The organism is Bordetella genomosp. 13, assembly GCF_002119665.1.
Taxonomy (GTDB): Bacteria; Pseudomonadota; Gammaproteobacteria; order Burkholderiales; family Burkholderiaceae_B; genus Bordetella.
This window is the reverse complement of sequence record NZ_CP021111.1, coordinates 5072012-5095993: the sequence shown is the minus strand read 5'-3', so window position 1 is coordinate 5095993 and position 23982 is coordinate 5072012. Positions and strand designations below refer to the sequence as shown.

The 23982-nt window shown below is 67.6% G+C and carries 23 protein-coding genes; 15 read left to right on the top strand and 8 right to left on the bottom strand.

Annotation, left to right across the window (positions count from 1 at the left end):
- The first annotated feature begins 13 nt into the window (after positions 1 to 13).
- A complete protein-coding gene (galE, locus tag CAL15_RS23005; protein WP_086080627.1) occupies positions 14 to 1045 on the top strand; it encodes a UDP-glucose 4-epimerase GalE in 1032 nt (343 codons plus the stop codon).
- An 80-nt stretch (positions 1046 to 1125) separates the two neighbouring features.
- Positions 1126 to 3720, top strand: a complete 2595-nt coding sequence (locus CAL15_RS23000) for a glycosyltransferase (protein ID WP_086080626.1) — start codon at positions 1126 to 1128, stop codon at positions 3718 to 3720.
- On the opposite strand, the gene CAL15_RS22995 is transcribed toward CAL15_RS23000, so the two are convergent.
- Together CAL15_RS22995 and wecB are read right to left on the bottom strand one after the other, a co-directional pair.
- The gene (locus CAL15_RS22995) at positions 3707 to 5035 is read right to left on the bottom strand and encodes a hypothetical protein (RefSeq protein ID WP_086080625.1); all 1329 of its coding nucleotides are present in this window, start codon (positions 5033 to 5035) and stop codon (positions 3707 to 3709) included. The genes CAL15_RS23000 and CAL15_RS22995 overlap by 14 nt on opposite strands.
- A complete protein-coding gene (wecB, locus tag CAL15_RS22990; RefSeq protein ID WP_086080624.1) occupies positions 5035 to 6174 on the bottom strand; it encodes a non-hydrolyzing UDP-N-acetylglucosamine 2-epimerase in 1140 nt (379 codons plus the stop codon). The genes CAL15_RS22995 and wecB overlap by 1 nt, the downstream gene beginning before the upstream one ends.
- Before the next feature lie 167 nt (positions 6175 to 6341).
- On the opposite strand from wecB, the gene waaC reads away from it, so the two are divergent.
- The 3 genes from waaC (at position 6342) to CAL15_RS22975 (ending at position 9781) form a co-directional block, all read left to right on the top strand.
- A complete protein-coding gene (gene waaC / locus CAL15_RS22985; RefSeq protein WP_086080623.1) occupies positions 6342 to 7358 on the top strand; it encodes a lipopolysaccharide heptosyltransferase I in 1017 nt (338 codons plus the stop codon).
- Positions 7359 to 7434: 76 nt separating this feature from the next.
- Positions 7435 to 8736, top strand: coding sequence for a 3-deoxy-D-manno-octulosonic acid transferase (locus tag CAL15_RS22980; protein WP_086080622.1), 1302 nt, complete (start codon positions 7435 to 7437; stop codon positions 8734 to 8736).
- A 79-nt stretch (positions 8737 to 8815) separates the two neighbouring features.
- The gene (locus CAL15_RS22975) at positions 8816 to 9781 is read left to right on the top strand and encodes a PD-(D/E)XK nuclease family transposase (protein WP_157666721.1); all 966 of its coding nucleotides are present in this window, start codon (positions 8816 to 8818) and stop codon (positions 9779 to 9781) included.
- A gap of 71 nt (positions 9782 to 9852) precedes the next feature.
- On the opposite strand, the gene CAL15_RS24550 is transcribed toward CAL15_RS22975, so the two are convergent.
- Genes CAL15_RS24550 through CAL15_RS22960 form a run of 3 tightly spaced genes read right to left on the bottom strand, consistent with a single transcriptional unit; the run spans position 9853 to position 11671 of the window.
- Positions 9853 to 10011 (bottom strand): hypothetical protein, encoded by a 159-nt coding sequence (locus tag CAL15_RS24550; protein ID WP_086080620.1) that lies wholly within the window; start codon positions 10009 to 10011, stop codon positions 9853 to 9855.
- Positions 10012 to 10025: 14 nt separating this feature from the next.
- Positions 10026 to 10820 carry a type III pantothenate kinase gene (locus CAL15_RS22965; protein WP_086080619.1) on the bottom strand — a complete coding sequence of 265 codons (795 nt, stop codon included), beginning with the start codon at positions 10818 to 10820 and terminating at the stop codon, positions 10026 to 10028.
- A complete protein-coding gene (locus CAL15_RS22960; RefSeq protein WP_086080618.1) occupies positions 10817 to 11671 on the bottom strand; it encodes a biotin--[acetyl-CoA-carboxylase] ligase in 855 nt (284 codons plus the stop codon). Before CAL15_RS22960 ends, CAL15_RS22965 begins: the two co-directional genes overlap by 4 nt.
- 100 nt (positions 11672 to 11771) lie before the next feature.
- Between CAL15_RS22960 and CAL15_RS22955 the strand changes: the two genes are divergently transcribed.
- The 9 genes from CAL15_RS22955 to lipA all read left to right on the top strand — a co-directional run bounded on the left by CAL15_RS22955 (position 11772) and on the right by lipA (position 20226).
- Entirely contained in the window at positions 11772 to 12908 is a 1137-nt protein-coding gene (locus tag CAL15_RS22955) for an MlaE family ABC transporter permease (RefSeq protein WP_086080617.1), read from the top strand.
- Positions 12905 to 13747, top strand: coding sequence for an ABC transporter ATP-binding protein (locus CAL15_RS22950; protein WP_086080616.1), 843 nt, complete (start codon positions 12905 to 12907; stop codon positions 13745 to 13747). Before CAL15_RS22955 ends, CAL15_RS22950 begins: the two co-directional genes overlap by 4 nt.
- Positions 13734 to 14669, top strand: coding sequence for an MlaD family protein (locus CAL15_RS22945; RefSeq protein WP_086080615.1), 936 nt, complete (start codon positions 13734 to 13736; stop codon positions 14667 to 14669). The genes CAL15_RS22950 and CAL15_RS22945 overlap by 14 nt, the downstream gene beginning before the upstream one ends.
- On the top strand, positions 14666 to 15295 hold the full coding sequence (locus tag CAL15_RS22940; protein WP_086080614.1) for an ABC-type transport auxiliary lipoprotein family protein: 630 nt from the start codon (positions 14666 to 14668) through the stop codon (positions 15293 to 15295). Before CAL15_RS22945 ends, CAL15_RS22940 begins: the two co-directional genes overlap by 4 nt.
- Positions 15296 to 15324: 29 nt before the next feature.
- Complete coding sequence (locus CAL15_RS22935) at positions 15325 to 15978, top strand: alpha/beta hydrolase (RefSeq protein WP_086080613.1); 654 nt, start codon at positions 15325 to 15327, stop codon at positions 15976 to 15978.
- Between the two features lie 183 nt (positions 15979 to 16161).
- Positions 16162 to 17463, top strand: a complete 1302-nt coding sequence (locus CAL15_RS22930) for a D-alanyl-D-alanine carboxypeptidase family protein (protein WP_086080612.1) — start codon at positions 16162 to 16164, stop codon at positions 17461 to 17463.
- A gap of 246 nt (positions 17464 to 17709) precedes the next feature.
- The gene (locus CAL15_RS22925; RefSeq protein ID WP_086080611.1) at positions 17710 to 17982 is read left to right on the top strand and encodes a YbeD family protein; all 273 of its coding nucleotides are present in this window, start codon (positions 17710 to 17712) and stop codon (positions 17980 to 17982) included.
- A 72-nt stretch (positions 17983 to 18054) separates the two neighbouring features.
- Positions 18055 to 18645, top strand: coding sequence for a lipoyl(octanoyl) transferase LipB (gene lipB, locus CAL15_RS22920; RefSeq protein WP_086081256.1), 591 nt, complete (start codon positions 18055 to 18057; stop codon positions 18643 to 18645).
- A gap of 579 nt (positions 18646 to 19224) precedes the next feature.
- Positions 19225 to 20226, top strand: coding sequence for a lipoyl synthase (gene lipA / locus CAL15_RS22915; RefSeq protein WP_086080610.1), 1002 nt, complete (start codon positions 19225 to 19227; stop codon positions 20224 to 20226).
- Between the two features lie 41 nt (positions 20227 to 20267).
- Here lipA and rfbC read toward each other — a convergent pair whose 3' ends face one another.
- On the bottom strand, positions 20268 to 20816 hold the full coding sequence (gene rfbC / locus CAL15_RS22910) for a dTDP-4-dehydrorhamnose 3,5-epimerase (RefSeq protein WP_086080609.1): 549 nt from the start codon (positions 20814 to 20816) through the stop codon (positions 20268 to 20270).
- Positions 20817 to 20979: 163 nt separating this feature from the next.
- Between rfbC and CAL15_RS22905 the strand changes: the two genes are divergently transcribed.
- On the top strand, positions 20980 to 21993 hold the full coding sequence (locus CAL15_RS22905; RefSeq protein ID WP_086080608.1) for an aldo/keto reductase: 1014 nt from the start codon (positions 20980 to 20982) through the stop codon (positions 21991 to 21993).
- A gap of 4 nt (positions 21994 to 21997) precedes the next feature.
- Here CAL15_RS22905 and rfbD read toward each other — a convergent pair whose 3' ends face one another.
- Positions 21998 to 22879 carry a dTDP-4-dehydrorhamnose reductase gene (gene rfbD / locus CAL15_RS22900; RefSeq protein ID WP_086080607.1) on the bottom strand — a complete coding sequence of 294 codons (882 nt, stop codon included), beginning with the start codon at positions 22877 to 22879 and terminating at the stop codon, positions 21998 to 22000.
- On the bottom strand, positions 22876 to 23934 hold the full coding sequence (gene rfbB / locus CAL15_RS22895) for a dTDP-glucose 4,6-dehydratase (RefSeq protein ID WP_086080606.1): 1059 nt from the start codon (positions 23932 to 23934) through the stop codon (positions 22876 to 22878). The genes rfbD and rfbB overlap by 4 nt, the downstream gene beginning before the upstream one ends.
- Positions 23935 to 23982 lie beyond the last annotated feature (48 nt).

Genomic DNA, 23982 nt, shown 5'->3' with positions numbered 1-23982 from the left:
TGGATCCGTTTCCATGTCTTCAGCCATTCTCGTGACAGGCGGTGCCGGATTTATCGGCTCCCATACGCTGGTCGAGCTGATCTCGGCGGGTTTCGACCCGTTGGTCCTGGACGATTTCTCTAACAGCAAGCCGGACGTGCTGGAACGCGTCGGGCAGATTACCGGCCGGCCGGTGCCCTATGTCGAAGGCGATGTGCGCGACGGCGCCAGGTTGGACGAGTTGTTTGTGAGGCAGGCGGCCGCCGGCAAGCCGGTTGAGGCGGTTCTGCATTTCGCCGCGGCCAAGGCGGTGGGCGAATCGGTCGCCAAGCCGCTGCATTACTACGACAACAATGTGGGCGGTACGGTGACGCTGCTGCAGGCCATGCAGCGCGCCGGCGTGCGACGCTTCATCTTCAGTTCCTCCGCTACCGTGTATGGCCGGCCCGAGCGGCTGCCTTTCGACGAGTCTCATCCTGTCCGCCCCATGAATCCCTACGGGTGGACCAAGGCCATGGTCGAGCAGGTGATGCAGGATCTGTGCGCGGCCGATCCTGACTTCACCGGCATCAGCCTGCGGTATTTCAATCCCATCGGTGCCCATCCCAGCGGCCTGATCGGCGAGGACCCGCGCGGTATCCCGAATAATCTGTTCCCCTTCATCGCGCAGGTAGCGGTGGGCAAGTTGGCTGAGCTTCAGGTATTCGGCGACGACTACGCCACCCCGGACGGTACCGGGGTACGCGACTATCTGCATGTGTGCGACCTGGCCGCAGGTCATGTACGGGCGCTCGAGTATGCGGCCAAGACGGGACACACGGGGTTCCGCGCCATCAACCTCGGCACAGGCCGGGGTACCAGCGTGCTCCAGATGGTGCACATGTTCGAGCAGGTCACAGGACAACGCGTACCGTACCGCATTCGCGATCGGCGCCCGGGCGATCTGGACGAGATGTGGGCGGATGCCGGACTGGCGCAACAATTGCTGGGCTGGGTCGCGCTGCGCGATGTGCAGGAAATGTGCCGCGACGGATGGCGCTGGCAAGAGGCGCAGCGAGGCCAGTGACGGCACTGGCCTGCCGGGTGCCATGATGGCGGCTTCCGCGCCGCGGTCCCCGAACTATCTATATATCACTACGAGAGACAATGAACGAACGCATGGAAAACAACGGCGCGGCCGCCACGTCCGCCGGCCGGCAGATCGGCGTGTTCCTTTACCGCGTGGCCCGCTACGTCGGGCGCCACCTGCCGCTGTCGCATGCCGTCAAGTCGCGAGCCAAGGCACGGCTGTTGGCCTTCATCGAGCTTCTGCAGCGCCGCACCCATAAGCGCCCCGAAGTCGGCAAGATGGTGGGCGGCATCGAAATGCGCCCGGAGGCCTGTGGCCTCGTGCCCGGGCTGGTCAGTGTGATTCTTCCCGTATACAACCAGGGCTATCTCATCGGCGAAGCCATCGAAAGTGTCCTGGCTCAGACGTATCGCAATTTTGAGCTGATCATCGTCAATGACGGTTCGACCGACGGCGTCGAGCAGATGCTTCAGCCCTATCTGTCGCACCCGCAGATCCGGGTGTACAGCCAGAAGAACCAGCGCCTTCCGAAGGCCCTGTCCAATGCCTTCGATTTCGCCGAAGGGGAGTTCTGGACCTGGACTTCCGCGGACAACATCATGGAGCCGCGCATGCTCGAGATGCTGGTGGAGCGCCTGCAGAGCGATCCGTCCATCGGCATGACCTACGCGGACTATTACGCCATCGACGACCGCGGCGAACTGCTGCAGGATCCAACCTGGCGCGCGCACAATCGACCGAACGTCGCGTCCGGTGAGATCGAGCTGCCCCGCAACACCGCCATGCTGAATACTGTGCAGGACAACTTCATCGGCGCCTGCTTCATGTATCGCGGCTGGATCGGCCGCTGCTTCGGCGACTACGATCCTCAGCTCGGCATCGAGGACTACGACTACTGGATGCGCATCAACGCCTTCTTCCCGATCCGCCACCTGGAGAAGAAGGCCTTCCTGTACCGCTATCGCGTGCATGACAACACGCTGAGCGCGCAGGCACAGGAACACCGCATCCTCGAGAAGGTCCAGCGCCTGATGAAGTACGAAGGCGAGCGGGCAGCGTTCTACCAGCAGCCCCTGTCCTACCTGGTCGACGACGTGGGCCGCAAGTGGCTGTCACGCCGCGGCGTCGCCGCGCGTCACCTGCAGGCCGTGCCGGCCGCCGGCGACTTGCCGCGTGGACCCAACCAGGTGTCCGTCGTGGGTATCTCCACACTGGCGCGATCGCCGCACCGGTTCCACGATGCCGGACCCCTGGTCGTGATCCTGGATGACGACCGCGCCGACTATGTGCGCGCGCACGACGCGTTGTCGACCGGCGCGTTGGCGTTGGCTCCCGACGCCGAGTCGGCCGCCCGCATGCGCCTGATTTCCAAGTGTCCGGTCATCGACATCTCGTCAGGCCAGGCCCTGGCCGGTGTGCAGGCGTATGCCAAGAACCGGTTGTTCTTCCATGCTACGCGTCGTCCCGACGAACTGGCACGCCAGCGGCCGCAGCGCCTGCTGCCGCCCACGGAGCATGGCGTGCTGCTGCAGGTCGACGATTTCGTGCAGGGCGGCCTGGAGAATGTGGTCATCGACCTGGCCATTTCGCTGCGTGGACTGGGGCATCGCGTGGCCATCGCCACGCTGGGGCGAGAGGGACACGCCGCCGAGGCGGCTCGCGCGGCGGGCCTCGAAGTGCATTCGTTTGGCAAGCGCCCCACCGAGCAGGCCTATACCGACTTCCTGCGCACGCATCGTATCGACGTGGTCAATGCCCACTACAGCCTGTTCGGCGCCGACATCTGCGCCCGCCTGGGCATTCCTTTCGTACAGACGGTGCACAACTCATACGTGTGGCTAGGGCCCGACGACCAGCAGGCGCATCTGCAGGCGGATGCCGGCACGGTGTCGTACGTGTGCGTCTCGGCCACCGCCGCCCGCTATGCCGACCTGGCGCTGGGCCTGGACGTCACTCGCATGAAGGTAATACCGAACGGCATCGATCCGCGGACGATAGACCGCACCCACGTCGCCGAGAACCGCGCTCGCCTGCGCCAATCCTGGGGCATCGGCGACGAGGCTCCGGTGTACCTCAACGTGGCCTCCATTATGCGGCCCAAGGCGCAGCTACAGCTGGTGCGCGCCTTCGCGGAGGTGGTCGGCCAGGCGCCCGAGGCCCGCCTGCTGCTGCTGGGCCGCGCGGTCGAAGAGGACTACCTGCGGGAGATCGAGGCAGCCGTCGTCGAAAACGGCCTGGTCGGCAACGTCATTCTGGCCGGCTTCAATCCGGACGTGGCCTCGTTCTACCAGGCCGCGGATTACTTCGTCCTGCCGTCCTTCTGGGAAGGGTGGAGCCTGTCGCTGGGTGAGGCCGTGGCCAATGGGCTGCCCTGCGTCGTCACGGACGTCGGCTCGGCCTACGAGTTCTACGACCACCCGGCCGTAGAGGTCGTGACCCCGCCTTTCGGCGACATCATCGAACTGAACTGCGCCAATCTGGGCGGCTATCTCGATCGGCGCGACACGGCCTTCGAACAGCGCCTGGGCGAGGCCATGGTGCGCGTGCTGTCCCGGCGCGGTACGGGGCTGGACCAGGGGTTCATCGAGCGCGCCGACCGCGCGGTGGCCTACCGCAGCTATGCGGTGCATTTCGCGGAGCTGGTGGCCCGCCGGCAAGTCATGAGGCAGTGACGCGCACTGAGTATGGCGGCGTACCCGCCATCGTTTGGCGCGCGCCAACCCAACTCCTTGGTCGCACCAGACACACCATGAGGGCAACGGCGGGAATCATGGGCAAGAGATACCGGCCTTGCCCTTCGAACACGAAAATGGCCGCCAGCCCACCGGCGGTGACCAAAGCAGGAATCAAGCAGGCGCGCCACAACGTTCCATCGCGGCGGTATACCACCGCGTACAGGAACCCAAGGATCGCGACAGTGAACAGAGTCAGGTCCAAGGCTCGTGTCACTTCGAATAGCGGGCGGGATGGTCCCACGTCGTGCAGGGGCCATAGGAGCATATCGCCATAGTCCATCCACATGGTGGTCTGTATGCGCTTCCAGCCCAGCTCGGCGAATCTGGCCGGATGGTCCTTGATCCACTTGATAGCAAGTTCACGGGCCAGCGCGTCGTTGGCAGGCGTCCAACGCAGGACTTTCAGTCCTTCGTCACTCTCGTCGAAGAAGGAAATGGCCCCATCCCGATCGAACCTCGCCTTGTCCTCGTCGGATATTGCCACGCTCGTCAGCGGCATCCATCCGCTGTGGATGTTCGCGTCATTGTTGTTAACGAGAAGAATGTACCCGGAGCTCGCGCTCGTCGGAATGAATCTGTCGAAAACAGCGTAGTTCCGTAGGGTCCAGGGCGTCATTGCCAGCATGAACGGTATGACGCACCATGCAAAGCCGCTGGCCATTGAGCGCAAACCGGGTCGGCGCAACAGGACAAACAAGAGCACCACTGGCAGGAACTGAGGTCGATTCAAGGAAAGCAGGGCCAACAGTACGCCCAGGGCGATTGCGGCGCTTCTGCCGCGGCAGACACTTGCCAGTATTGCGGCGGCCACCGCGGCCAACGAGAGACATTCCGTACCAAGCACGTTGACATACAGCACGGCACCGGGATGGGCCGCGAGCAACGCCGGCGGAACCAAACGCAGCCAGCCCGGACGCAACACGTTCCGGGCGGCCAGGGTGATACAGATGATGGCTACCGCCGACAGGAGCAGGTTCAGTATCTGGCCCTGCAGAACACCCGGCCCGAAGGCCTTGAAGGTCAAACCGAGCATCACAGGGTACAGCGGCCCCTGGATGATGTACGGAAATCCATCGGCTGATAAGGAGCCGACATTGGCGAACGTTTCCGCCACCATGTAATACCGCTTGAAATCCGATATCGGTTCAAGCGGGATATGCGCGATGACCCAAAGTCTGGCCGACAAGCCGGCAATAAGGACGCCAAGCGCGCAAACATTTTCCCAAAGTTGGGTAGGGATGCGCCCGGGCATCACGGCATTGCCGGTGTTGAAAAGGTTTGCTTGATACGATCCAGAATGCGAGCGCTGGCCTGTCCGTCGCCGTAAGGATTGTGCGCGAAACTCATGCTTTCGTATTGTCGAGCATCCGTCAGCAGCAGCGCGACCTGCGAGGTGATGGCCTCGACATCCGTGCCGACCAGCCGCACCGTGCCGGCCGCCACCGCTTCAGGTCGTTCGGTGGTGTCGCGCATCACCAGCACGGGCTTGCCCAGCGAGGGCGCTTCCTCTTGGATGCCGCCGGAGTCGGTCAGGATGATGTGCGAGCGGTCCATCAGGTACACGAAGGGCAGGTAATCCAGCGGCTCGGCCAGGTGCACGTTGTCGTGGCCCCTCAGCAGACGGTTGACCGGCTCGCGTACGTTCGGATTGAGGTGGACCGGATAGACGAAATCCACATCGGGAAAGCGCTGGGCGGCCTGGGCGATGGCCTGGCAGATTCGCTCGAAGCCGGCGCCGAAGCTTTCTCGGCGGTGGCCCGTGATCAGCACGATGCGGCGGTTGCCGTCCAGGTAGGGGAATTGCGCGGCAAGACGCTGTCGCAGGTCGGGATCGGAATCCAGTTTCTGTTTGACCCAGATCAGCGCGTCGATGACCGTGTTGCCGGTAACGGCAATGCCAGCGTCGTCGATGCCTTCACGCAGCAGGTTCTGGCGCGACGTTTCGGTGGGCGCGAAATGCAGGCGGGCGAGCGCACCGGTAAGCTTGCGATTCGCTTCCTCGGGCCAGGGTGAATACAGGTCTCCAGTACGCAGCCCTGCCTCGACGTGGCCCACCGCCACCTTCTGATAGTACGACGCCAGAGTCGTGGCCAGTGTGGTGGCGGTATCGCCATGCACCAGCACGCAATCCGGGCGGAAATCGGAGAATACGCGGCGCATCCCCGACAGAATCGCGCAGGTGACGTCGGTCATGTCCTGACCCGGCTGCATGATGTTAAGGTCGAAATCGGGCTGGATTTCGAACAGGTCGAGCACCTGGTCGAGCATCTCGCGGTGCTGCGCGGTGACGCATACCTTTGCTTCGATCGCGGCGTCGCGCGACAAGGCGTGGACCACTGGCGCCATCTTGATAGCCTCGGGGCGCGTTCCGAATACCGTGAGAATCTTCATGTTTGGAAGGTATGTATTTCCGGCCTGACGGCGGATGACATCGTGGCGGCGGCAATATGGCCTCCGTCCGAAGTCGGGATTTTACCTTGCCCACTTCCTCTGCCCGCGGCACGCGGGCTCAGGTCTTGTTGTACATTCGCTGGAATTTATCGTCCGGCTTCCTGTTGATGCCTACCCGTATTCTCATCGTTCGTACCTCGTCGCTCGGGGATCTGGTGCACATGCTGCCAGCCATCTCCGATATTGCGCGTCACGTGCCTGACGCCCGTATCGACTGGGTCGTCGAAGAGGCCTTCGCCGAAATCCCCGGCTGGCATCCCGCCGTGAACGAAGTCATCCGCGTGGCGCATCGCCGCTGGCGCAAGGCATGGTGGTCCGAGCAGGTGCGGACCGAGCGGCGCGCGCTGGCACAGCGCCTGCGTTCGGAAGAGTATGACGTCGTGCTCGACATGCAGGCCCTGCTGAAATCGGCATGGCTGGTGCGGCAGACGAAGGGCGTGCGCCACGGGCTGGACTGGCGGTCGGCGCGCGAGCCATTGGCATCGCTCTTCTACAACGTGCGCCATCGCGTCGAATTCTGGCAGCCGGCGGTGTTGCGGCAACGCAAGCTGGCATCGCTCACGTTCGGCTACGAGCCCACCGGCAAGCCGGACTTCGGGCTGGACCAGCTCGTGCGGCAGGCCGCGCAGGCGCAGTATGACGCCGGCGCCGAAGCGGCCGGTGGCCGGGTGCACCTGGGCGCCCGCGATCCGGGCTACGCGGTGATCATGCCGTCGGCCAGTCGCGACGACAAACTGTGGCCGGAAGAGGACTGGCGCGCGGTGTTTCGCCGCCTGCGCGATGCGGGCTGTCTGCTGCGGCTGCTGGCCGGCAACGAGCAAGAGGCGCAGCGCGCGCGGCTGCTGGTGGCGGGCATGGACGGCGTGGAAGTGATGCCCCGCATGGACCTGACGTCGGTGGCACGCCTGCTGGCGGGCTCACGCATGATGGTCGGCCTGGATAGCGGCCTGACCCACCTGGCCGCAGCCCTGGGAAGGCCCACCATCGGCATCTATCGGGCGTCCACGCCGGTGCGCACGCCGCTGGTCGGCTCGAACTACACCGCCAGCCTGGGCGATCGCGGCGCCTCGCCCTCGCGCGAGGCCGTGATGGCCTCGGTCGAGCAGGCGCTGGCCGCCGTCTGAAGATGCTCGGGCCTGGGCGCTCACAATCGTTCCGACCGCCGTGGCCAGCCGCTGGCCGCGACCCGGCGCGGCTGACATGACGCGCCGCGTCTACACGCTGGTATTGCGGATGCTGGCTCCGCTGCTGTGGCTGTACATGTGGCGCCGCGCCCGCCGCGCCGGCGGGCAATGGGGCATTCTGTCGGCGGGCCGTTTCGGCGGGCCGGACGGCGAAGCGGCGCCCGGCGCACTGACGGACCCCGTGTGGGTCCATGCCGTCAGCCTGGGCGAGACCCGCGCGGCCCAGCCGCTGGTGCAGGCGCTGCTGCAGCGCGGCTTGCCCGTTCTGCTTACCCACACCACTGCCACGGGCCGCGCGGAGGGCGCTCGCCTGTTCGGCGATGCCATTGCACGCGGCCAGTTGCGCCAGGCGTGGCTGCCCTACGACCTGCCCGGTTCGGTGGCGCGGTTCCTGGACCGGTACGCGCCCCGCTGCGGTGTGTTGGTCGAGCGCGAGATCTGGCCGAATCTGTTGGCCGCGGCGCGCGATCGCAATGTGCCGATGACGCTGGTCAGCGCGCGCTTTTCAGAGTCGTCGCTGCGGCAGGCCCGGTGGCTGGGCGCGGCCTTGCGCCAGGCGCTGGCCGGCCTGGACGCCGTGCTCGCGCAGACTGACGACGACGCGCGCCGCCTGCGCCAGGCGGGGGCGCGCATGGCCGAGGTCACCGGCAACCTGAAGTTCGACCTGGCCCTCGCACCCGGCCAAGTGGAGGCCGGCCGTGCATGGCGCGATGCGCTGGGCCGCCCGGTTGTCGCGCTGGCCAGCACGCGCGAAGGCGAGGACGAGATGTTCGTCCAGGCGCTGCGCGCCCGCATCGGGGGGGCGGCGAACGATCCGCTGTACCTGCTGATTCCACGCCATCCGCAGCGGTTCGACGAGGCCCACGCGCGGTTGCTTGCCGCGGGCCTGGCCACGGAGCGGCGCTCGGCCGGCGGCTCGCCGCCGGGCCCGCAGACAGCGGTGCTGCTGGGCGACTCGTTGGGAGAGATGGCTTTCTACTACGCCGCCGCGGACGTGGCCGTGGTAGCCGGCAGCTTTGCGCCGCTGGGCGGGCAGAACCTGATCGAGGCCTGCGCGGCCGGCACGCCGGTCATCGTGGGCCCGCATACGCGCAACTTCGAGCAGGCGGTGCGCGACGCGCTGGCGGCGGGCGCGGCAGTGCGCGTGCAGGATGCCGCCGCGGCCGTGGATACGGCGCTGGAGCTGCTGCGCGACCCGCCTCGCCGTCAGGCCATGCAGGCGGCCGCGCTGGCCTTCACGCAGGCGCATGCCGGCGCCACGCGGCGGACGATGCAGGCCTTGCAGCCCTGGCTGGATTGCTCGCGCCCGCGCGGATAGACCGGCCGGGGGGGCCGGTGACAGAGCCGTCATACGGGACAAATCCATCCAATTTCGCCCGCCGGTACTCGTCGCTAGAGTGCGTTTCCTGTTCCCACTCTCACAGGAAGCCGCCATCGTGTCCCCGTTCCCCGCCCGCTCGTCACGCGCATCCCGCAAGTTGTCGCTGTCCAATGATCTGATATTCAAGGCGCTGTTCTGCCGCCAGCCGCACTTGCTGTCGGACCTGATCAATGCGGTGCGCCATCCTGCGCCGCCCATACGGATCACGCGCATCCTGAACCCCCACTTATTGGCCGACGATCCGGGCGGCAAACGGGTGGAGTTCGACATTCTTGCGCAGGATGCGAACGGCTGGCTGTTCATCGTCGAGATGCAGGGGCGCTGGACCTCGCACTGGCCGTCGCGCAACACGTATTACGTGGCGCGCGGCCTGGCGGGGCAACTGCGGGCGGGCCAGGGTTACGCGTTGCTGCGGCCAGCGGTCGGCATCGCGCTGCTGGGGCAGGATAGTCGCGCAAACGTGTCGGACCAGGCTGATTGGCGCTTCAGCCTGCGCGATGCGCGGCGCCCGTCCATAGAATTTGCCGACATGCTGCAACTTCACGTCGTTGAACTGCCCAAGGCCGAACGGGTGCGCACCGGTTTCCCTCCGCTGGACGCCTGGGTCGCCTGCCTGCGCCACAACCTGAATGAGGATGTCATGAACCGGATCACCTACCCACCCGTGCGCGAAGCGCTGTGGGACCTCGAATCGATGTGTTCCGAAGAAGAACTGCGCATCCGCGCCATGCTGCGCGAGATCGGCGAAATGGATCATCAAGCCGAAATGCAGTACGAGCGCGAGGAAGGCCGCCGGCTTGCCATTCGCCATGTCCTAGAACAGCAGATCACCCAGCGCTTCGGCGGCTTGTCTCCGTTGGCGCGCGCCAAGCTGGACGAGGCCGAAGCGGATCAACTGGGGGCATGGACCCTGAACGTTCTGCAGGCCTCATCGGTCGAGCAGATATTCGCCGAAGGTCAGCCGGGTCCCGCTTCCTCTTGATGCCGTGGGGCGTCTGACAGATCGCCCTGGACCCGCGCGCCTGCCAGCCATGCGGCCGACTTGCAAGCGCCTCATTTTCTCGGCGCTACCGCCACGCGATCGGCGTTCAGTTCCTGTGCCATGCGGCCGGGCATGCGGCCCGCGTCGCTGGGCGGCTGGCCCAGCCAGCCTTGGCCCAAGGCATAGGCCCACACGTTCGCCAGCAGAATCAGCACGAGCAGAATGCGCATCAGGCTTCCTTGGATCACGCGTCGGGTTCGGCGGCCCAGGCCGCCAGGCCGTCCAGCACGGGGCTGTCCAGGTAGACCGGCGTGGGCGCCGGTCCCAGGGCCGAGCAGGCCTGAGCCAGCAGGCGCTCGGTTTCGGGCTGCACCTCGGGCCAGCCGCCGCCTGCCACATAGATGTCCGGCATGCTGCCGTAGCGGTCGCAGCCCGCCAGCCACTGCCGCACCACGGCGCCGGCCTGCGCCGCCGCGATGCCGGTGGCGATGGCCTGGTGCGTGTCCACGGGATACGCGTTCAGCTGTCCCTCTGCCAGCGGCAGGTTGGCCGTGCCTTTGGCCAGCGCGGTGCGCATCATGGCCGGGCCGGGCAGGATCAGGCCGCCGGGAAAGACGCCGTCGCCGCCTACTGTGTCGATGGTGGTGGCGGTGCCGAAGCTTGCCAGCACGAAAGGTCTGTGCGGGCGGGGCAGGCGCGCCCGCACGCCCAGCATCGAGGCCCAGCGGTCGGCGCCCAGTTGTTCGGGGCGCGTGTAGCCATTGCGCAGTCCCAGGGTCTGCGGCTGCGCGCGCAGCCAGGTAACCGGGCAGCCCGCCGGCAGGGCGGCGGCAATGGCGTCGCCGCGCGCCTGACCGGCCACATTGACGCCCACGGCACGCCGCGGAACCAGGGCCAGTGTGTCCAACCACTGGCGCAACGCGTCGGGCTCGAGGTTGTCGAATGCCGCGGCGACGGGTTCGCGCGGCTGGCCCGCGTCGGAGGCATCCAGCCAACCTACCTTCAGCCGGCTGTTGCCGGAATCGATGAGCAGAATCATGCTTGCTGCCGGATGGAAATTTCGCCGACGGTAATCGGTAGCGTACCCGAGGACGTGGCGACCCGCAGGCGGCCCTGCTCGTCGATGCCCTGGGCCACGCCGCTGTGCACCACGCTGCCCTGGTCCAGCACGTTGACGGCACGACCGGCAAGCGCGTCGACGCGCGCGTAGCGGGCCGCGAAGCCGTCGGCGATGAGCTCTTGCGCCTGGCCGATGGCGGCATGCAGCGCGGACGCGATGGCGCACACCAGGTCGGCCGGCTCGGCGCCGGGGGCGCCGGATTGCGCGGCTACCTGCGTCCAATCGGCCACCGGCCGCTGCAGCGCCAGCGACAGCTCCGCGGCATCGCGCAGGTTCACGCCCACGCCCACCACCACGGTGTGTCCGGTCTCGGGGCGGCCCGCATTGCGTACGGATTCGACCAGCACGCCGGCCAGCTTGGCCTCGCGCCATTGCACGTCGTTGGGCCACTTGACCCCTAGGCGCGAGGCGCCCGGGCCCGCCAGGACGCGCAGGCCTTCGCAGGCGGCCATGCCGGCCAGCGGCGACAGCGCCGCCAGGCTGGCCACCGGCAAATGCACGTCGAACGCGCACGAGAACATCAGCGTGGCGCCTGCGCGGTTTTTCCAGGGTCGCCCCGCGCGGCCGCGGCCGCTTTCCTGCTGGTGGGCGCCCAGCAGCCAGGGCTTTTGTCCAGGCGCGGCGGCGCGGGCGCGCGCCAGCAGGTCGGCGTTGGTCGAGCCGGTGACGGCCGTCCAGTCGATCCGGCGAAAGGCCGCCAGGCGGTCGGACAGCGCGCTCGCCAGGATCTCGGGGGCGGGCAGGTCGGCGGAAAAGGCTAGGTCTGGCATGGCGGCGATTGTAGGCCACGGGCGCATTCGCCGGCGCCGACGCCGCTGCGGTCGCGCCGCGCCGTTTATCATCGGGGAATCGCCACTGCCCGGTTACTCGATGCCGCGTCCGTCCACTTCCGCCTCGCGCCCCATGCCGGCCGTCCGCAAGGACGGCGGCGCCTGCCATCTGGCCGGCGACTGGAGCATGCAGGCGCTGGCCGAGCCGGGCGTGGCCGCCAGCCGCCGCCAGGCGCTCGATCGCGTAGGCAATGACATGCGCTGGGACCTCACAGGGGTCGAACGCCTGGACACCGTCGGCGCCCACCTGATCTGGCATGCCTGGGGCGACCGGCTGCCCGAGCGCCTGCGCTGCACCGACGGGCAGCGCGCCGTGTTCGAGGCCCTGGAAGGCAATCGCGGCGAAACGCGGCTGCCCGTGAAGGCGTCCGAAGATGGCCTCGAATGGATACGCGGCATCGGCGACGCGATCGGCCATGCCCTGCACAACGGCAAGGCGTTGATGGTGATGCTGGGCCAGCTGGTGCTGGACCTGGCTGCGCTGGTGCGCCGTCCGGGGCGCGGGCCGTGGCGCGAGATTTCCGCGCAGATCTATCGCACGGGCGCGCAGGCGCTGGGCATCACGGCGCTGGTGGGTTTCCTGATCGGGGTAGTGCTGTCGTACCTGTCCGCCCAGCAATTGCGCACCTTCGGCGCCGACCGCTTCATCGTGCAGCTCCTGGGCGTATCCATCGTCCGCGAACTCGGCCCCGTGCTGGCGGCCATCCTGGTGGCGGGCCGGTCGGGCTCGGCCATCACCGCGCAGATCGGCGTGATGCGTGTCACCCAAGAGCTGGACGCGATGCGCGTGATGGGCATCGCGCACGGACAGCGGCTGATCCTGCCGCGCGTGCTGGCGCTGGCCATCACCATGCCGCTGCTGGTCATCTGGACCGACGCCCTGGCGCTGCTGGGCGGCGCGCTGGCGGCCCGTGCGGAGCTGGGTATTTCGCTGCAGTGGTTCCTGCAGACGCTGCCCTCGGCCATCTCGCTGCCCAACTATGGCATCGGGCTGCTCAAGGGCGTCACCTTCGGCATGCTGATCGCGCTGGTGGCGTGCCACTTCGGCCTGCGCATCCAGCCCAATACCGAAAGCCTGGGGCGCGGCACCACGACCTCGGTGGTCACCTCCATCACCGGCGTGATACTGGTCGACGCACTGTACGCCATTATCTTCAGCTCGGTGGGATTGCGATGAGCGCGCTGCCCGAAACCTCGCTGCCGGTCCAGGAAGCCTCCGTGACGCAGGCGCCTGTCATCGCCGTCAGCGGCCTGCGCACGGCCTTCGGCGACCACGTGGTGCACGACAACCTGAACCTCGCCGTGCTGCCAGGCGAAATCCTGTCGCTGGTGGGCGGGTCGGGTTCCGGCAAGACCACGCTGCTGCGGCAGATCATCGGCCTGGACACGCCCTCCGCCGGCAGCGTGCGGGTGCTGGGCCGCGACCTGCGCGAACTTACCGGGTCCGAGTTCCGGCGCCTGTCGCAGCGCTGGGGCGTGCTGTTCCAGGCCGGGGCATTGTTCTCGGCCTTATCCGTGTTCGACAATGTGGCCCTGCCGCTGCGCGAACTGCGTGCGCTGCCTGAAGACCTGATCTGCGACGTGGTGATGTGCCGGCTGGCAATGGTCGGCCTTACCGCGAACGATGCCGACAAACGGCCGTCAGACTTGTCCGGCGGCATGGTCAAGCGCGTGGCGCTGGCGCGCGCGCTGGCGCTCGATCCCGGCCTGCTGTTCCTGGACGAGCCCACCGCCGGGCTGGACCCGCTGCGTTCGGACGAGTTCGTTGCCCTGGTCCGCAGCCTGCACGCGCAACTGCGCTTCACGGTGGTCATGGTGACGCACGACCTGGATACGCTGCTGGCGCTGTCCACGCGCATCGCCGTGCTGGCCGACAAGCGGGTGATCGCCTGCGATACCGTCGACAAGGTGCTGCGGGTCGATCACCCATTCATTCACGAATTCTTCCTGGGCGAGCGGGGCCGCCGCGCGCTGGGGGATCTGGTACCCAAGGACACGGCTCATGGAAAACCGTAGTCATGCCCTGCTGGCGGGGCTGTTCACGCTGGTGCTGCTGGCCGCCGCAGCGCTGGTGGCGGTGTGGCTGGGCCGCGACCGCTCGCAGCAGGCCATCTACGAGATCATCTCGTCCACCGCCGTCACCGGCCTGACGTCCCAGTCCGGCGTGCGTTATCAGGGCGTGCCGGTGGGCAAGGTGCAGGCGTTGGCGTTCAATCCCGACAAGCCCGGGCAGGTGCGCATCCGCATCGGCGTGTCGCCCACTACGCCCATCACCGAATCCACGTGGGCGGAACTGGGCGTGCAGGGCATCACGGGCGCCGCCAACATCGAACTGCGCGACGATGGAACCTCGCCCAACCGTCTTGCGACTACCCTCGACGATCCGGCCGCGATTCCGCTGCGGCCTGGCTTCTTCGACCGCATCCAGCAGCGCGGCACGGCCTTGCTCGAGAACGTCGACCAGGCCACCCACCAGCTGAGCGTGCTGCTGAGCCCGCAGAACGTGCAGGCGATGACTGCGGTGTTGCAGAACGCGGCGGACGTCACCACGCAACTGAAGCGGGCCAGCCAGGAGCTGGGGCCGCTGGTGCAGCAGCTCGACACGGTGGCGGGGCAGGTGGGCGGCGCGGCCCAGGAAGCCACAGGCTTGATGCGCGACGCCCGCACCGCGCTGGCCCGGCTCGAGGGCCCCGGTGGCCCGCTGGCCGCCGCCACGCAAAGCCTGCAGCAGATCGCATGGGCAGCCGCGCGGCTCGACAACGAGACGCTGCCCGCGCTGACGCGCATGGCCACCGGCGTGAACGGAGCGGCGCGCAATGCGTCGTCGGCGCTGCGCCGCGTGGGCGACACGCCGCAGTCGCTGCTGTTCGGTCCGCCGCCGATCGAGGCGGGCCCGGGCGAGCCGGGATTCACGGGATTCGGGAAGGAACCGCAATGAAGCAACGCATCGTCATCCTGGCATTGGCCCTGGTCCTGGGCGGATGCAGCCTGGGCCGCAATGGTCCCGCGCCGACGCTGTACGACCTGGGCGCCGACCAGCGCCCGGCGCCCGCGCTGGCCGCGCGCGCGCCGATCGCGCTGGCCTTCGGCGCGGTGCCCGCGCTGTCGGATGCCGGCATGATCTGGCGCATCGGCGACAGCGCCAGCCCGCGGGCCTATGCGCAGGCCCGCTGGGCCACGCCGCCTTCCGAACTGGTGCGCCAGCGCCTGGTCGAGCGGCTGTCGCGGCAGGGGCCCGTGCTGGCCGAACCGCCTGCCGCGGGCGTACCGCAGGTGCAGGTCACGCTGACGCGCTTCGAACAGGTCTTCCAGGCCGACGGCAGCGCGAGCGAGGGCCGCCTGGCCATGCAGGCCGTGCTGCTGGCCGATCGCAGCGTCGTGGCGCAGCTGCGCATCGATCGCGCGGTGCCCGCGTCGTCCCAGGACGCCGAGGGCGGGGCGCGCGCCTTGCGCCAGGCCACCGACGAGGCGGCCGACGAACTCGCGGCCTGGCTGGCGCGGACGATGCCGCCGGACGCCCCCATGGCGCGTGGCGCGGTTCGTGCGCCGTCCGCGCGGCGCTAACATTCGCAATTTTTCCGACAGGTCGCATCATGTCTGCTCGCACCGAGATCGAGGGTTTCACTGGCGCCGCGGGGCGCATCGACTGTGCGCTGGATTGGCCCGAGGCCGAGCCGCGCGGCTGGGCGCTCATCCTGCACCCGCATCCGCTTCAGGGCGGCGCACGCGACAACAAGGTGGTCACCACGCTGGCGCGCGCCTGCGTGCAGCATGGCCTGCTGGCCGTGCGTCCGAACTTCCGGGGCGTCGGCCAATCCGAGGGCGCTTTCGACAAGTCCGTGGGCGAAACGCAGGACATGCTCGACCTGGTGGCGCAGGTGCGCGAACGCTTTCCCGAACTGGCCGGCCAGCCGTGGGTCCTGGGCGGGTTTTCGTTCGGCACCTCGGTGGCGGCGGGGGTGCACGCGGGCCTAGCGCAGGCCGGCGACGCGCGGCTTCCGGCTGCGCTCATGCTGATGGGCGCGGCGGTGCAGCGCTTCCAGCCTGACGACATCCAGGTGCCCGAGGACACGCTGCTGGTTCACGGCGAGCAGGACGAAGTCGTGCCGCTGGCCGAGACCATGGACTGGGCGCGGCCCCGCAACCTGGCGCTGGTGGTAGTGCCCGGCGCCTCGCATTTCTTCCATGGCAAGCTGCTGGTGCTGCGCCGTCTGGTAAGCGAACGCCTGGCGCTGGCGCTGCGCTGAATCCCCGCGCGGCATCGCGGTTCGCGCCGCGTTTGCCCGATGCTGCCACGGCGTGCGTCCTACATTGCGTTGCATAATTGCCCGCATACGGGAACGTTTCCGTCCCAGGCCGATCGCATAGGCTGCCTATAATTGCAGCCACTTTCCCGCAAGGTCGAGCCTTACCACCGGATATCGTTGCCGATGAAGAAATTGTCCCAATCCGCCGTTGTTCCCGCATCTTTTGCGCGCCGCGCGCTGGCTGGCGCCCTTGCCGCCGCCATGATCGCGGGCGCGTTGCCGGCAGCCGCACAGCAGCAGGCCGCGCCGCAGCCGGCCACGTCCTCGCAGTCCCAGCCGCCCGCCGCGCCCGCCTCGCAGACGCCGCCCACAGCGTTGCCCTTCACCGATGTGGCGGCGCCGCAGGTCGGCGACCTGGCCGCGGTGCCGGCTCCCACCATCGCCGCGCGCGCCTGGATCTCGGTCGACGTCAACAGCGGCCAGACGCTGGCCTCGTCCAATCCGGACATGAAGATCGAGCCCGCGTCGCTGACCAAGATCATGACGGCCTATGTCGTGTTCAACGCGCTGGAAGAGAAGCGTCTGACGCTGCAGCAGCAGGTGCCAGTGTCCGAGCGCGCCTGGCGCACAGGCGGATCGCGCATGTTCATCGAGCCGCGCAAGCCGGTCACGGTGGACGAGCTCAACCAGGGCATGATCGTGCAGTCCGGCAACGATGCATCGGTCGCCCTGGCCGAGGCGGTGGGGGGCAGCGAAGCCTCCTTCGCCGCGCTCATGAACCAGGAGGCGCAGCGCCTGGGCATGCGCAACTCGCACTTCATGAACGCCACGGGCCTGCCCGATCCGCAACACGTCACCACGGCCCGCGACCTGGCCGTGCTGGCGTCGCACCTCATCGCCGACCATCCCGACTATTTCCACTACTACAAGCAGCGCGAGTACACGTACAACAAGATCACGCAGCCCAACCGTAATCGTCTGCTGTGGGCCGACCCGTCGGTCGACGGCATGAAGACCGGCCATACCGAATCGGCCGGCTACTGCCTGGTCACCACCGCCATGCGCGGCGAGCGCCGCATCCTGACGGTGCTGGTCGGCGCCGACAGCGAGGCCACGCGCGCCGAGGAAAGCCTGAAGCTGCTGAACTGGAGCTTCCAGAACTTCGACACGGTGAAACTGTACGGCCAGAACCAACCCGGCCTGGACGCGCGCGTCTGGGAAGGCAAGGCCGAGACGGTCAAGCTGGGCCCGCCCAATCCGGTGTGGCTGGCGGTGCCGCGCGGCAAGGGCGCCGAGATCAAGCCGGTGGCGCAGCGCACCGATCCGCTGGTCGCGCCCATCGCCAAGGGCCAGCAGGTCGGCACCGTGCAACTGACGCTGGACGGCAAGACCCTGCGCACCGAACCGCTGGTCGCCCAGGAAGACGTCGAGCGCGCGGGCTTCTTCGGCCGCATGACCGACATGGTCAAGCGCTGGTTCCAGTAACCGCGCGCGAAGTCCGGCGGCGCAATGGCGCGTCCACGCCTGTCGCCGGCGCTCGCCGCGGCGGGGCGCGTAAAGGCCGACCGGGTTTTTGCGGATTGGCGTGCGGGTTATGATGCCCGCATCGCCGCATTTCAGGCCGCGCGGCCCTCCAGGCGTTTCACCGGGCCGCCGTGTGCGATCCGGGCCGCGGTCCACCGCCGGCGGCCTTGGCCGCACCGGCCCGGCGGCCCTGCCAGGCAGATCCCGATGAATATCCCTCCCGAAGAATCCCTGATCGAATATCCGTCCGACTTTCCCATCAAAGTGATGGGCAAGCACCACCCGGAATTCGCGCAGATCCTGACCGAGGTCGTGCTGCAGTTCGACCCCGGCTTCGACCCCGCCACGGTCGAGATGCGGCCCAGCAAGGGCGGCAACTATCTGGGCCTGACCTTCACCGTGCGCGCCACCTCCCGCGAACAACTCGACGCGCTGTACCGCGCCCTGCACGGCCATCCCATGGTGTCCATCGTCCTGTAGGCGGAGCTCGCCGTGCAAGTTGTCACCAAATGGCTGGAGCGTCCGGCCGACTATCTGCCGGTATGGCAGGCCATGCGCGACTACACCGACGAGCGCACGCCCGACGATGCCGACGAGATCTGGCTGTGCGAGCACGCTCCGGTCTACACCCTGGGCCAGGCAGGCCTGGACCGCCACCTGCTGGACGCCAAGGGCATACCCGTCGTGCGCTGCGATCGCGGCGGCCAGGCCACCTATCACGGACCGGGCCAGGTGGTGGCGTACGTGCTGCTGGACCTGCGCCGCGCGCGCCTGTACGTGCGCGAATACGTGGCCCTGCTCGAAGAGGCCGTGATCGGCACCCTGCGAGAGTTCGGCATACGCGGCGCCTGTCGCAAGCCCGGCGCGCCGGGCGTGTTCGTTCCCGACCCCCACGGCGGCCCGGAACTGGCCAAGATCGCCGCGCTGGGCATCAAGGTGCGCAACGGACGCGCGTACCACGGCATGTCCATCAACGTGGACATGGACCTCTCTCCCTTCCTGGGCATCAATCCCTGCGGCTACGAGGGCCTGCGCACCGTGGACATGGCCACCTGCGGCGTGCGCGCCGACCTGTCCGAAGTGGGCCACCGCCTGGCCGCCCGGGTGGTGCCGGAGATATCCAGCGAAGGTTTGTGCGGCTAGAAGCTGAGTGTCATGCGCCTGTGAGCGACGGCGATGTCTGGGTTCTTGAGACGCCTGGCTCATGACTGCGGACTCTCGTCCTCGCGCTGCCGCGCTGCGGGCGCGAGTCCTCCGCCATGATCCAGGCTCACGACAACGCCATACGACGGTTTCTCCAACCATCAATCATCATTCTTCCGCTTCTCTTTATTCCTCTCCATTCACTCCTGGCGCCACGGCACAACGCAGCCCAAGACGCTGCCTGGTGCGACGCGTGCTCGTCCGCGTCATGAATGACAGGTGGAAATGATGGACAGGTGAAAATGCAATCGTCATTCATCGATCTTGCGAGCCGCGTCCGGGCCGGAGAAGTCGCGCCCGCAGCGCTTCAGCGCGAGGACGGGACTTCGCAGGTCCGGCTGCGGCGCCTCAAGAACCAGAATCCCCGACGGCATACCCCCTCGCACATCAAGCACCGCCATCAGTAAAGAACCCAGACAGACCAAACCCGGGGCCCGGGGCCGTAGCCCCGTAAAAAAACCTCTACACTAGCTGTTTATCGATCTGGCGGCCCCATGGGCGCGCCAAGAAGGTGCCCTCATGTCCACGACAGGCGAGTCCACGCTCCCCTCCGCAGAACCTCAGGCCGCCGCGTCGGCTCCTTACGACGCGACGCAGAAGCAGAAGTCCCAGGCCAAGACGGCTCGCATCCCCATCAAGGTGGTGCCGGCCGAGCGCCTGAAGAAGCCCGAATGGATCCGCGTGCGCGCGGCTTCGCCCGGTTCGCGTTTCTACGACATCAAGCGCATCCTGCGCGAGCACAATCTGCACACGGTGTGCGAGGAAGCCTCGTGTCCCAACATCGGCGAGTGCTTCGGCAAGGGCACCGCCACGTTCATGATCATGGGCGACAAGTGCACCCGGCGCTGTCCGTTCTGTGACGTGGGCCATGGCCGTCCCGATCCGCTGGATCCGAACGAGCCGGCCAACCTGGCGCGCACCATTGCCGCGCTGAAGCTGTCGTACGTGGTCATCACCTCGGTCGACCGCGACGACCTGCGCGACGGCGGCGCCGCCCATTTCGTCGACTGCATCACGCAGGTGCGCGAGCAGTCGCCCAGCACCCGCATCGAAGTGCTGGTGCCGGATTTCCGCGGCCGCCTCGACCGCGCCCTGGCGATCCTGAACAGCGGGCCGCCCGACGTGATGAACCACAACCTGGAGACCGTGCCGCGCCTGTACAAGCAGGCCCGTCCGGGGTCGGACTATGCGCATTCGCTGAAGCTGCTGGCCGAGTTCAAGCAGCTGCATCCCGAGGTGCCCACCAAATCCGGCCTGATGCTGGGTCTGGGCGAAACCGACGAGGAGATCCTGCAGGTCATGCGCGACATGCGCGCCCACAACGTCGACATGCTCACCATCGGCCAGTACCTGCAGCCCTCCGAGCACCACCTGCCGGTGCTGCGCTACGTGCATCCGGATACCTTCGCGATGTTCGAGCGCGAAGCCTATGCCATGGGCTTCACGCACGCCGCGGTAGGCGCCATGGTGCGTTCGTCGTATCACGCCGACCAGCAGGCGCACGCGGCCGGCGTGAACTGAAGCGCTGCGGCGCTCAGGTGCCCGTCGGCGCCGGGCGCCTGTCAGGCCGGATAGGTCTCCGCCTGGGCCAGCGGCGGCGCCGCGCGGTCTTTGGCCGACAACCGCGGCGGGCCATCCAGGGGCCACTCGATGCCTATCGCCGGGTCGTTCCACAGCAGCGACCGATCGTGCCGCGGCTCATAGTAAGCCGTGACCTTGTACAGGACTTCGGCCTCATCCGACAGCGACAGCATGCCGTGGGCGAAGCCCTCCGGTATCCATAGCTGCCGTCGGTTCCGCGCCGACAGCACGCAGCCGGTCCACTGGCCGAAGGTGGGCGATTGGCGGCGCAGGTCCACCGCCACGTCGAAGATGTCCCCCGCCAGCGCCCGGACCAGCTTGCCCTGCGGCTGCTCGACCTGGTAATGCAGGCCGCGCAGCACATTGCGCCGAGACAGGGACTGGTTGTCCTGCACGAAATTCAGCGCGCGGCCGACCGCCTTTTCCAGGCGCGCCAGATGGAAGCTCTCGTAGAAATAGCCGCGCTCATCTTCGTGTACGAGGGGCTCGAGCATCAGGACGTCGGGAATGGCCATGGGGGTGATCTTCATGGTGACGGACGGACTCGTGGGCGGCGGAGCGTTCACTGTAACGCAGCCGTTGTGGACAAGCCTCGGCCGAACAGGCGTATGCTGCATGCCAGCGCTTTTTCATTCGCCGGTCCATGCGCCGTGGTGCGCAAGCCGGTCCGGCCACGCACAAGGAAGGTACGCCATGAAATACCGCCGACTCGGCAGCAGCAACCTGAAGGTCTCCGAGCTTTGCCTGGGCACGATGATGTTCGGGGAACAGACGCCGTTCGACCAGGCCGAAGCCATCGTGGCCTCGGCCCGCGAGCATGGGCTCAACTTCATCGACACCGCCGACGTCTACAACGGCGGCCGCTCGGAAGAGGTGGTGGGCAAGCTGCTGGCCGGCCAGCGGCATGACTGGGTGCTGGCCAGCAAGATCGGCAATGTGGTGGCCAAGGCGCCGAACCACTCGCACTATTCGCGCAAGTGGATGATGCAGGGCGTCGAAGACAGCCTCAGGCGTCTGGATACCGACTACCTCGACATCCTGTATCTGCATCGCGACTTCCATGAAGAAAACCTGGAAGAAGCCGTGTGGGCGCTGGGCGACCTGATTCGCGCGGGCAAGCTGCGCAGCTTCGGCGTGTCCAACTTCCGCGGATGGCGCATCGCCGAGATGATCCGCCTGTGCGAGCAGCTGGGCGTGCCCAAGCCGGTGGTCTGCCAGCCCTACTACAACATGCTGAATCGCAATCCCGAGGTCGAGATCCTGCCAGCCTGCGCGCACTACGGCCTGGGGGTGGTGCCATACAGCCCCATCGCGCGCGGCGTGCTGACGGGCAAGTACGCGCCCGGCCAGGCGCCCGCGCCCGAGACCCGCGCGGGCCGCGGCGACAAGCGCATTCTCGACACCGAGTTTCGAGAAGAGTCGCTGCAGATCGCGCAGCGGCTTACCGAATACTGCAAGGGCCGCGGCGTGCTGGCGGGGCACTTCGCCACGGCATGGGTGCTGGCCAATCCGGTGATCACCTCTGTCATTGCCGGGCCGCGCACGCTGGCGCAGATGGAGGACTACTACGCCGCCATCGACCTGGAGATCACGCCGCAGGAAGAAGCCATGGTCAACGGCTGGGTGACGCCGGGGCATGCGTCTTCGCATGGCTACAACGACCCCAGCTATCCGTTCTTCGGCCGTCCGGTGGCCGTGGCCGAATAACGCGTCAACGCGTCAACGCGTCGACGGTGGCGTCCAGGTCGACGCGCCAGTCCGGCAGCTCGATGTCCAGCGCGCGTGCCAGCGCACTGCTGTCCAGGCGGCTGTTGAGCGGCCGGCGGGCGCGCGCCGGATCTTCCGGCGTGTCGATGGGCTGGATATGCTCGGGCCGCAACCGCAAGGGCAGGCCGTTGCGTAATGCGCGTTCGACGATATGGCACGCCAGCGTGTGCCGGTCGACCGCGCCCGTGGCGGCCAGATGGTACAGGCCCGATGGCAGTCGCCCCGCCAGGCTGGCCGCGATGACCTGGGCGCTGACGCTTGCGATACGCGACGTGGCGGTGGGCGCGCCGACCTGGTCGGCCACCATCCGCAGCGTGTCGTGCGAGGCGGCCAACGCCAGTACCGACCTGACGAAGTTGGCGCCGTGGGCGGCGTACACCCAGCTCGTGCGCAGCACCACGCCTTGGCAGCCGCTGTCCAGCACCGCTTGCTCGCCCGCCAGCTTGGACCGCCCGTAGACGTTCAGCGGGTGCGCCGCATCGCTCTCGATATAGGCGCCTGTCTTGGCGCCGTCGAAGACATAGTCGGTGGAATAGTGCACCAGCAGCGCGCCGCGCTCGCGGGCCAGCTGCGCCAGCACCGCCACGGCCTCGGCGTTGATGCGCATGGCCGCGGCCGGCTCGCGTTCGGCCTGGTCGACCGCGGTATGGGCCGCGGCGTTGACGATGACGTCCGGGGCGTGCGCCAGCACGACGCGCCGCAGCCCCTCGAGGTCGGACAGGTCCGCCTTGCCGCGGTCGAGCGCCGTCAGTTCACCGTGGCTGCCGAGCACCGGCGCCAGGCTCCTGCCCAACTGTCCCGTCGCGCCGAGCAGCAGTATCTTCATGGCGCATATTGCGCGGCGACCCAGTGGCGGTAGTCGCCGCTGGTGGCGCGCTGGACCCATTCCGGGTGGTCGAGGTACCACTGCACCGTCAGGCGGACGCCGCTTGCGAAGTCGTGCTCGGGCGTCCAGCCCAGTTCGCGCGCCAGCTTGCGCATGTCGATGGCGTAGCGCCTGTCGTGGCCTGGCCGATCGCGCACGAAGGTGATGAGGCGCTCGTACGGTCCTTGTGGGTCGGGGCGCAATTCGTCCAGCAGCTTGCACAGCGTGCGCACCACGTCCAGATTGGCCTGCTCGTTGTTGCCGCCGATGTTGTAGGTCTGGCCGGGCAGGCCGGCCTCGAGCACCCGGCGCACGCCGCTGCAATGGTCGCCCACGTACAGCCAGTCGCGCACCTGCATGCCGTCCCCGTAGACAGGCAGCGGCTTGCCGGCGAGCGCATTGTGGATGACCAGTGGGATGAGTTTCTCGGGGAACTGGTACGGGCCGTAATTGTTCGAGCAGTTGGTGGTCAGCACCGGCAGGCCGTAGGTGTGGTGATAGGCCCGCGCCAGGTGGTCGCTGGCCGCCTTGCTGGCCGAATAGGGGCTGTTGGGCTGGTACGGATGCGTCTCGGTGAAGGCGGGCTCGTGCGGCGCCAGCGATCCGTAGACCTCGTCGGTGGAGATGTGCACGTGGCGAAACGCGGAGCGTTCGTCGCCCCGCAGCTCGTGCCAGTAGCTCCGCACCGCTTCCAGCAGCTGGAAAGTGCCCATCACATTGGTCTGGATGAACTCGCCGGGGCCTTGGATCGAGCGGTCCACGTGCGACTCGGCCGCGAAGTGCACCACCGCGCGGGGCCGATGTTCGGCCAGCAGCCGCCGCAGCAGCGCGGCGTCGCAAATGTCGCCGTGGACGAAGCGATGGCGCGGATCGTCCCGAAGGGCAGCGAGGTTGTCCAGGTTACCCGCGTAGGTGAGCTTGTCGAGGTTGACCACCGGCTCGTCGCAGGCGGCGAGCCAGTCTTGCACGAAATTGGCGCCGATGAAGCCGGCGCCGCCGGTAACGAGCACAGTCATGGCATGCGGAAGAGAAACGTGGCGATGGCGGCCATTGTAAGTGCGGCG

What these genes read in the sequence shown, in the direction of transcription:
- CAL15_RS22955 (WP_086080617.1), top strand. Translation starts at nt 11,772, where the DNA reads ATGCCGCGTCCGTCCACTTCCGCCTCGCGCCCCATGCCGGCCGTCCGC.
- rfbD (WP_086080607.1), bottom strand. Translation starts at nt 22,879, where the DNA reads ATGAAGATACTGCTGCTCGGCGCGACGGGACAGTTGGGCAGGAGCCTG.
- CAL15_RS22950 (WP_086080616.1), top strand. Translation starts at nt 12,905, where the DNA reads ATGAGCGCGCTGCCCGAAACCTCGCTGCCGGTCCAGGAAGCCTCCGTG.
- CAL15_RS22925 (WP_086080611.1), top strand. Translation starts at nt 17,710, where the DNA reads ATGAATATCCCTCCCGAAGAATCCCTGATCGAATATCCGTCCGACTTT.
- CAL15_RS24550 (WP_086080620.1), bottom strand. Translation starts at nt 10,011, where the DNA reads ATGCGCATTCTGCTCGTGCTGATTCTGCTGGCGAACGTGTGGGCCTAT.
- CAL15_RS22995 (WP_086080625.1), bottom strand. Translation starts at nt 5,035, where the DNA reads ATGCCCGGGCGCATCCCTACCCAACTTTGGGAAAATGTTTGCGCGCTT.
- lipB (WP_086081256.1), top strand. Translation starts at nt 18,055, where the DNA reads ATGCGCGACTACACCGACGAGCGCACGCCCGACGATGCCGACGAGATC.
- CAL15_RS22935 (WP_086080613.1), top strand. Translation starts at nt 15,325, where the DNA reads ATGTCTGCTCGCACCGAGATCGAGGGTTTCACTGGCGCCGCGGGGCGC.
- CAL15_RS23000 (WP_086080626.1), top strand. Translation starts at nt 1,126, where the DNA reads ATGAACGAACGCATGGAAAACAACGGCGCGGCCGCCACGTCCGCCGGC.
- CAL15_RS22980 (WP_086080622.1), top strand. Translation starts at nt 7,435, where the DNA reads ATGACGCGCCGCGTCTACACGCTGGTATTGCGGATGCTGGCTCCGCTG.
- rfbB (WP_086080606.1), bottom strand. Translation starts at nt 23,934, where the DNA reads ATGACTGTGCTCGTTACCGGCGGCGCCGGCTTCATCGGCGCCAATTTC.
- CAL15_RS22930 (WP_086080612.1), top strand. Translation starts at nt 16,162, where the DNA reads ATGAAGAAATTGTCCCAATCCGCCGTTGTTCCCGCATCTTTTGCGCGC.
- rfbC (WP_086080609.1), bottom strand. Translation starts at nt 20,816, where the DNA reads ATGAAGATCACCCCCATGGCCATTCCCGACGTCCTGATGCTCGAGCCC.
- CAL15_RS22965 (WP_086080619.1), bottom strand. Translation starts at nt 10,820, where the DNA reads ATGATTCTGCTCATCGATTCCGGCAACAGCCGGCTGAAGGTAGGTTGG.
- CAL15_RS22905 (WP_086080608.1), top strand. Translation starts at nt 20,980, where the DNA reads ATGAAATACCGCCGACTCGGCAGCAGCAACCTGAAGGTCTCCGAGCTT.
- waaC (WP_086080623.1), top strand. Translation starts at nt 6,342, where the DNA reads ATGCCTACCCGTATTCTCATCGTTCGTACCTCGTCGCTCGGGGATCTG.
- CAL15_RS22960 (WP_086080618.1), bottom strand. Translation starts at nt 11,671, where the DNA reads ATGCCAGACCTAGCCTTTTCCGCCGACCTGCCCGCCCCCGAGATCCTG.
- lipA (WP_086080610.1), top strand. Translation starts at nt 19,225, where the DNA reads ATGTCCACGACAGGCGAGTCCACGCTCCCCTCCGCAGAACCTCAGGCC.
- CAL15_RS22940 (WP_086080614.1), top strand. Translation starts at nt 14,666, where the DNA reads ATGAAGCAACGCATCGTCATCCTGGCATTGGCCCTGGTCCTGGGCGGA.
- wecB (WP_086080624.1), bottom strand. Translation starts at nt 6,174, where the DNA reads ATGAAGATTCTCACGGTATTCGGAACGCGCCCCGAGGCTATCAAGATG.
- galE (WP_086080627.1), top strand. Translation starts at nt 14, where the DNA reads ATGTCTTCAGCCATTCTCGTGACAGGCGGTGCCGGATTTATCGGCTCC.
- CAL15_RS22945 (WP_086080615.1), top strand. Translation starts at nt 13,734, where the DNA reads ATGGAAAACCGTAGTCATGCCCTGCTGGCGGGGCTGTTCACGCTGGTG.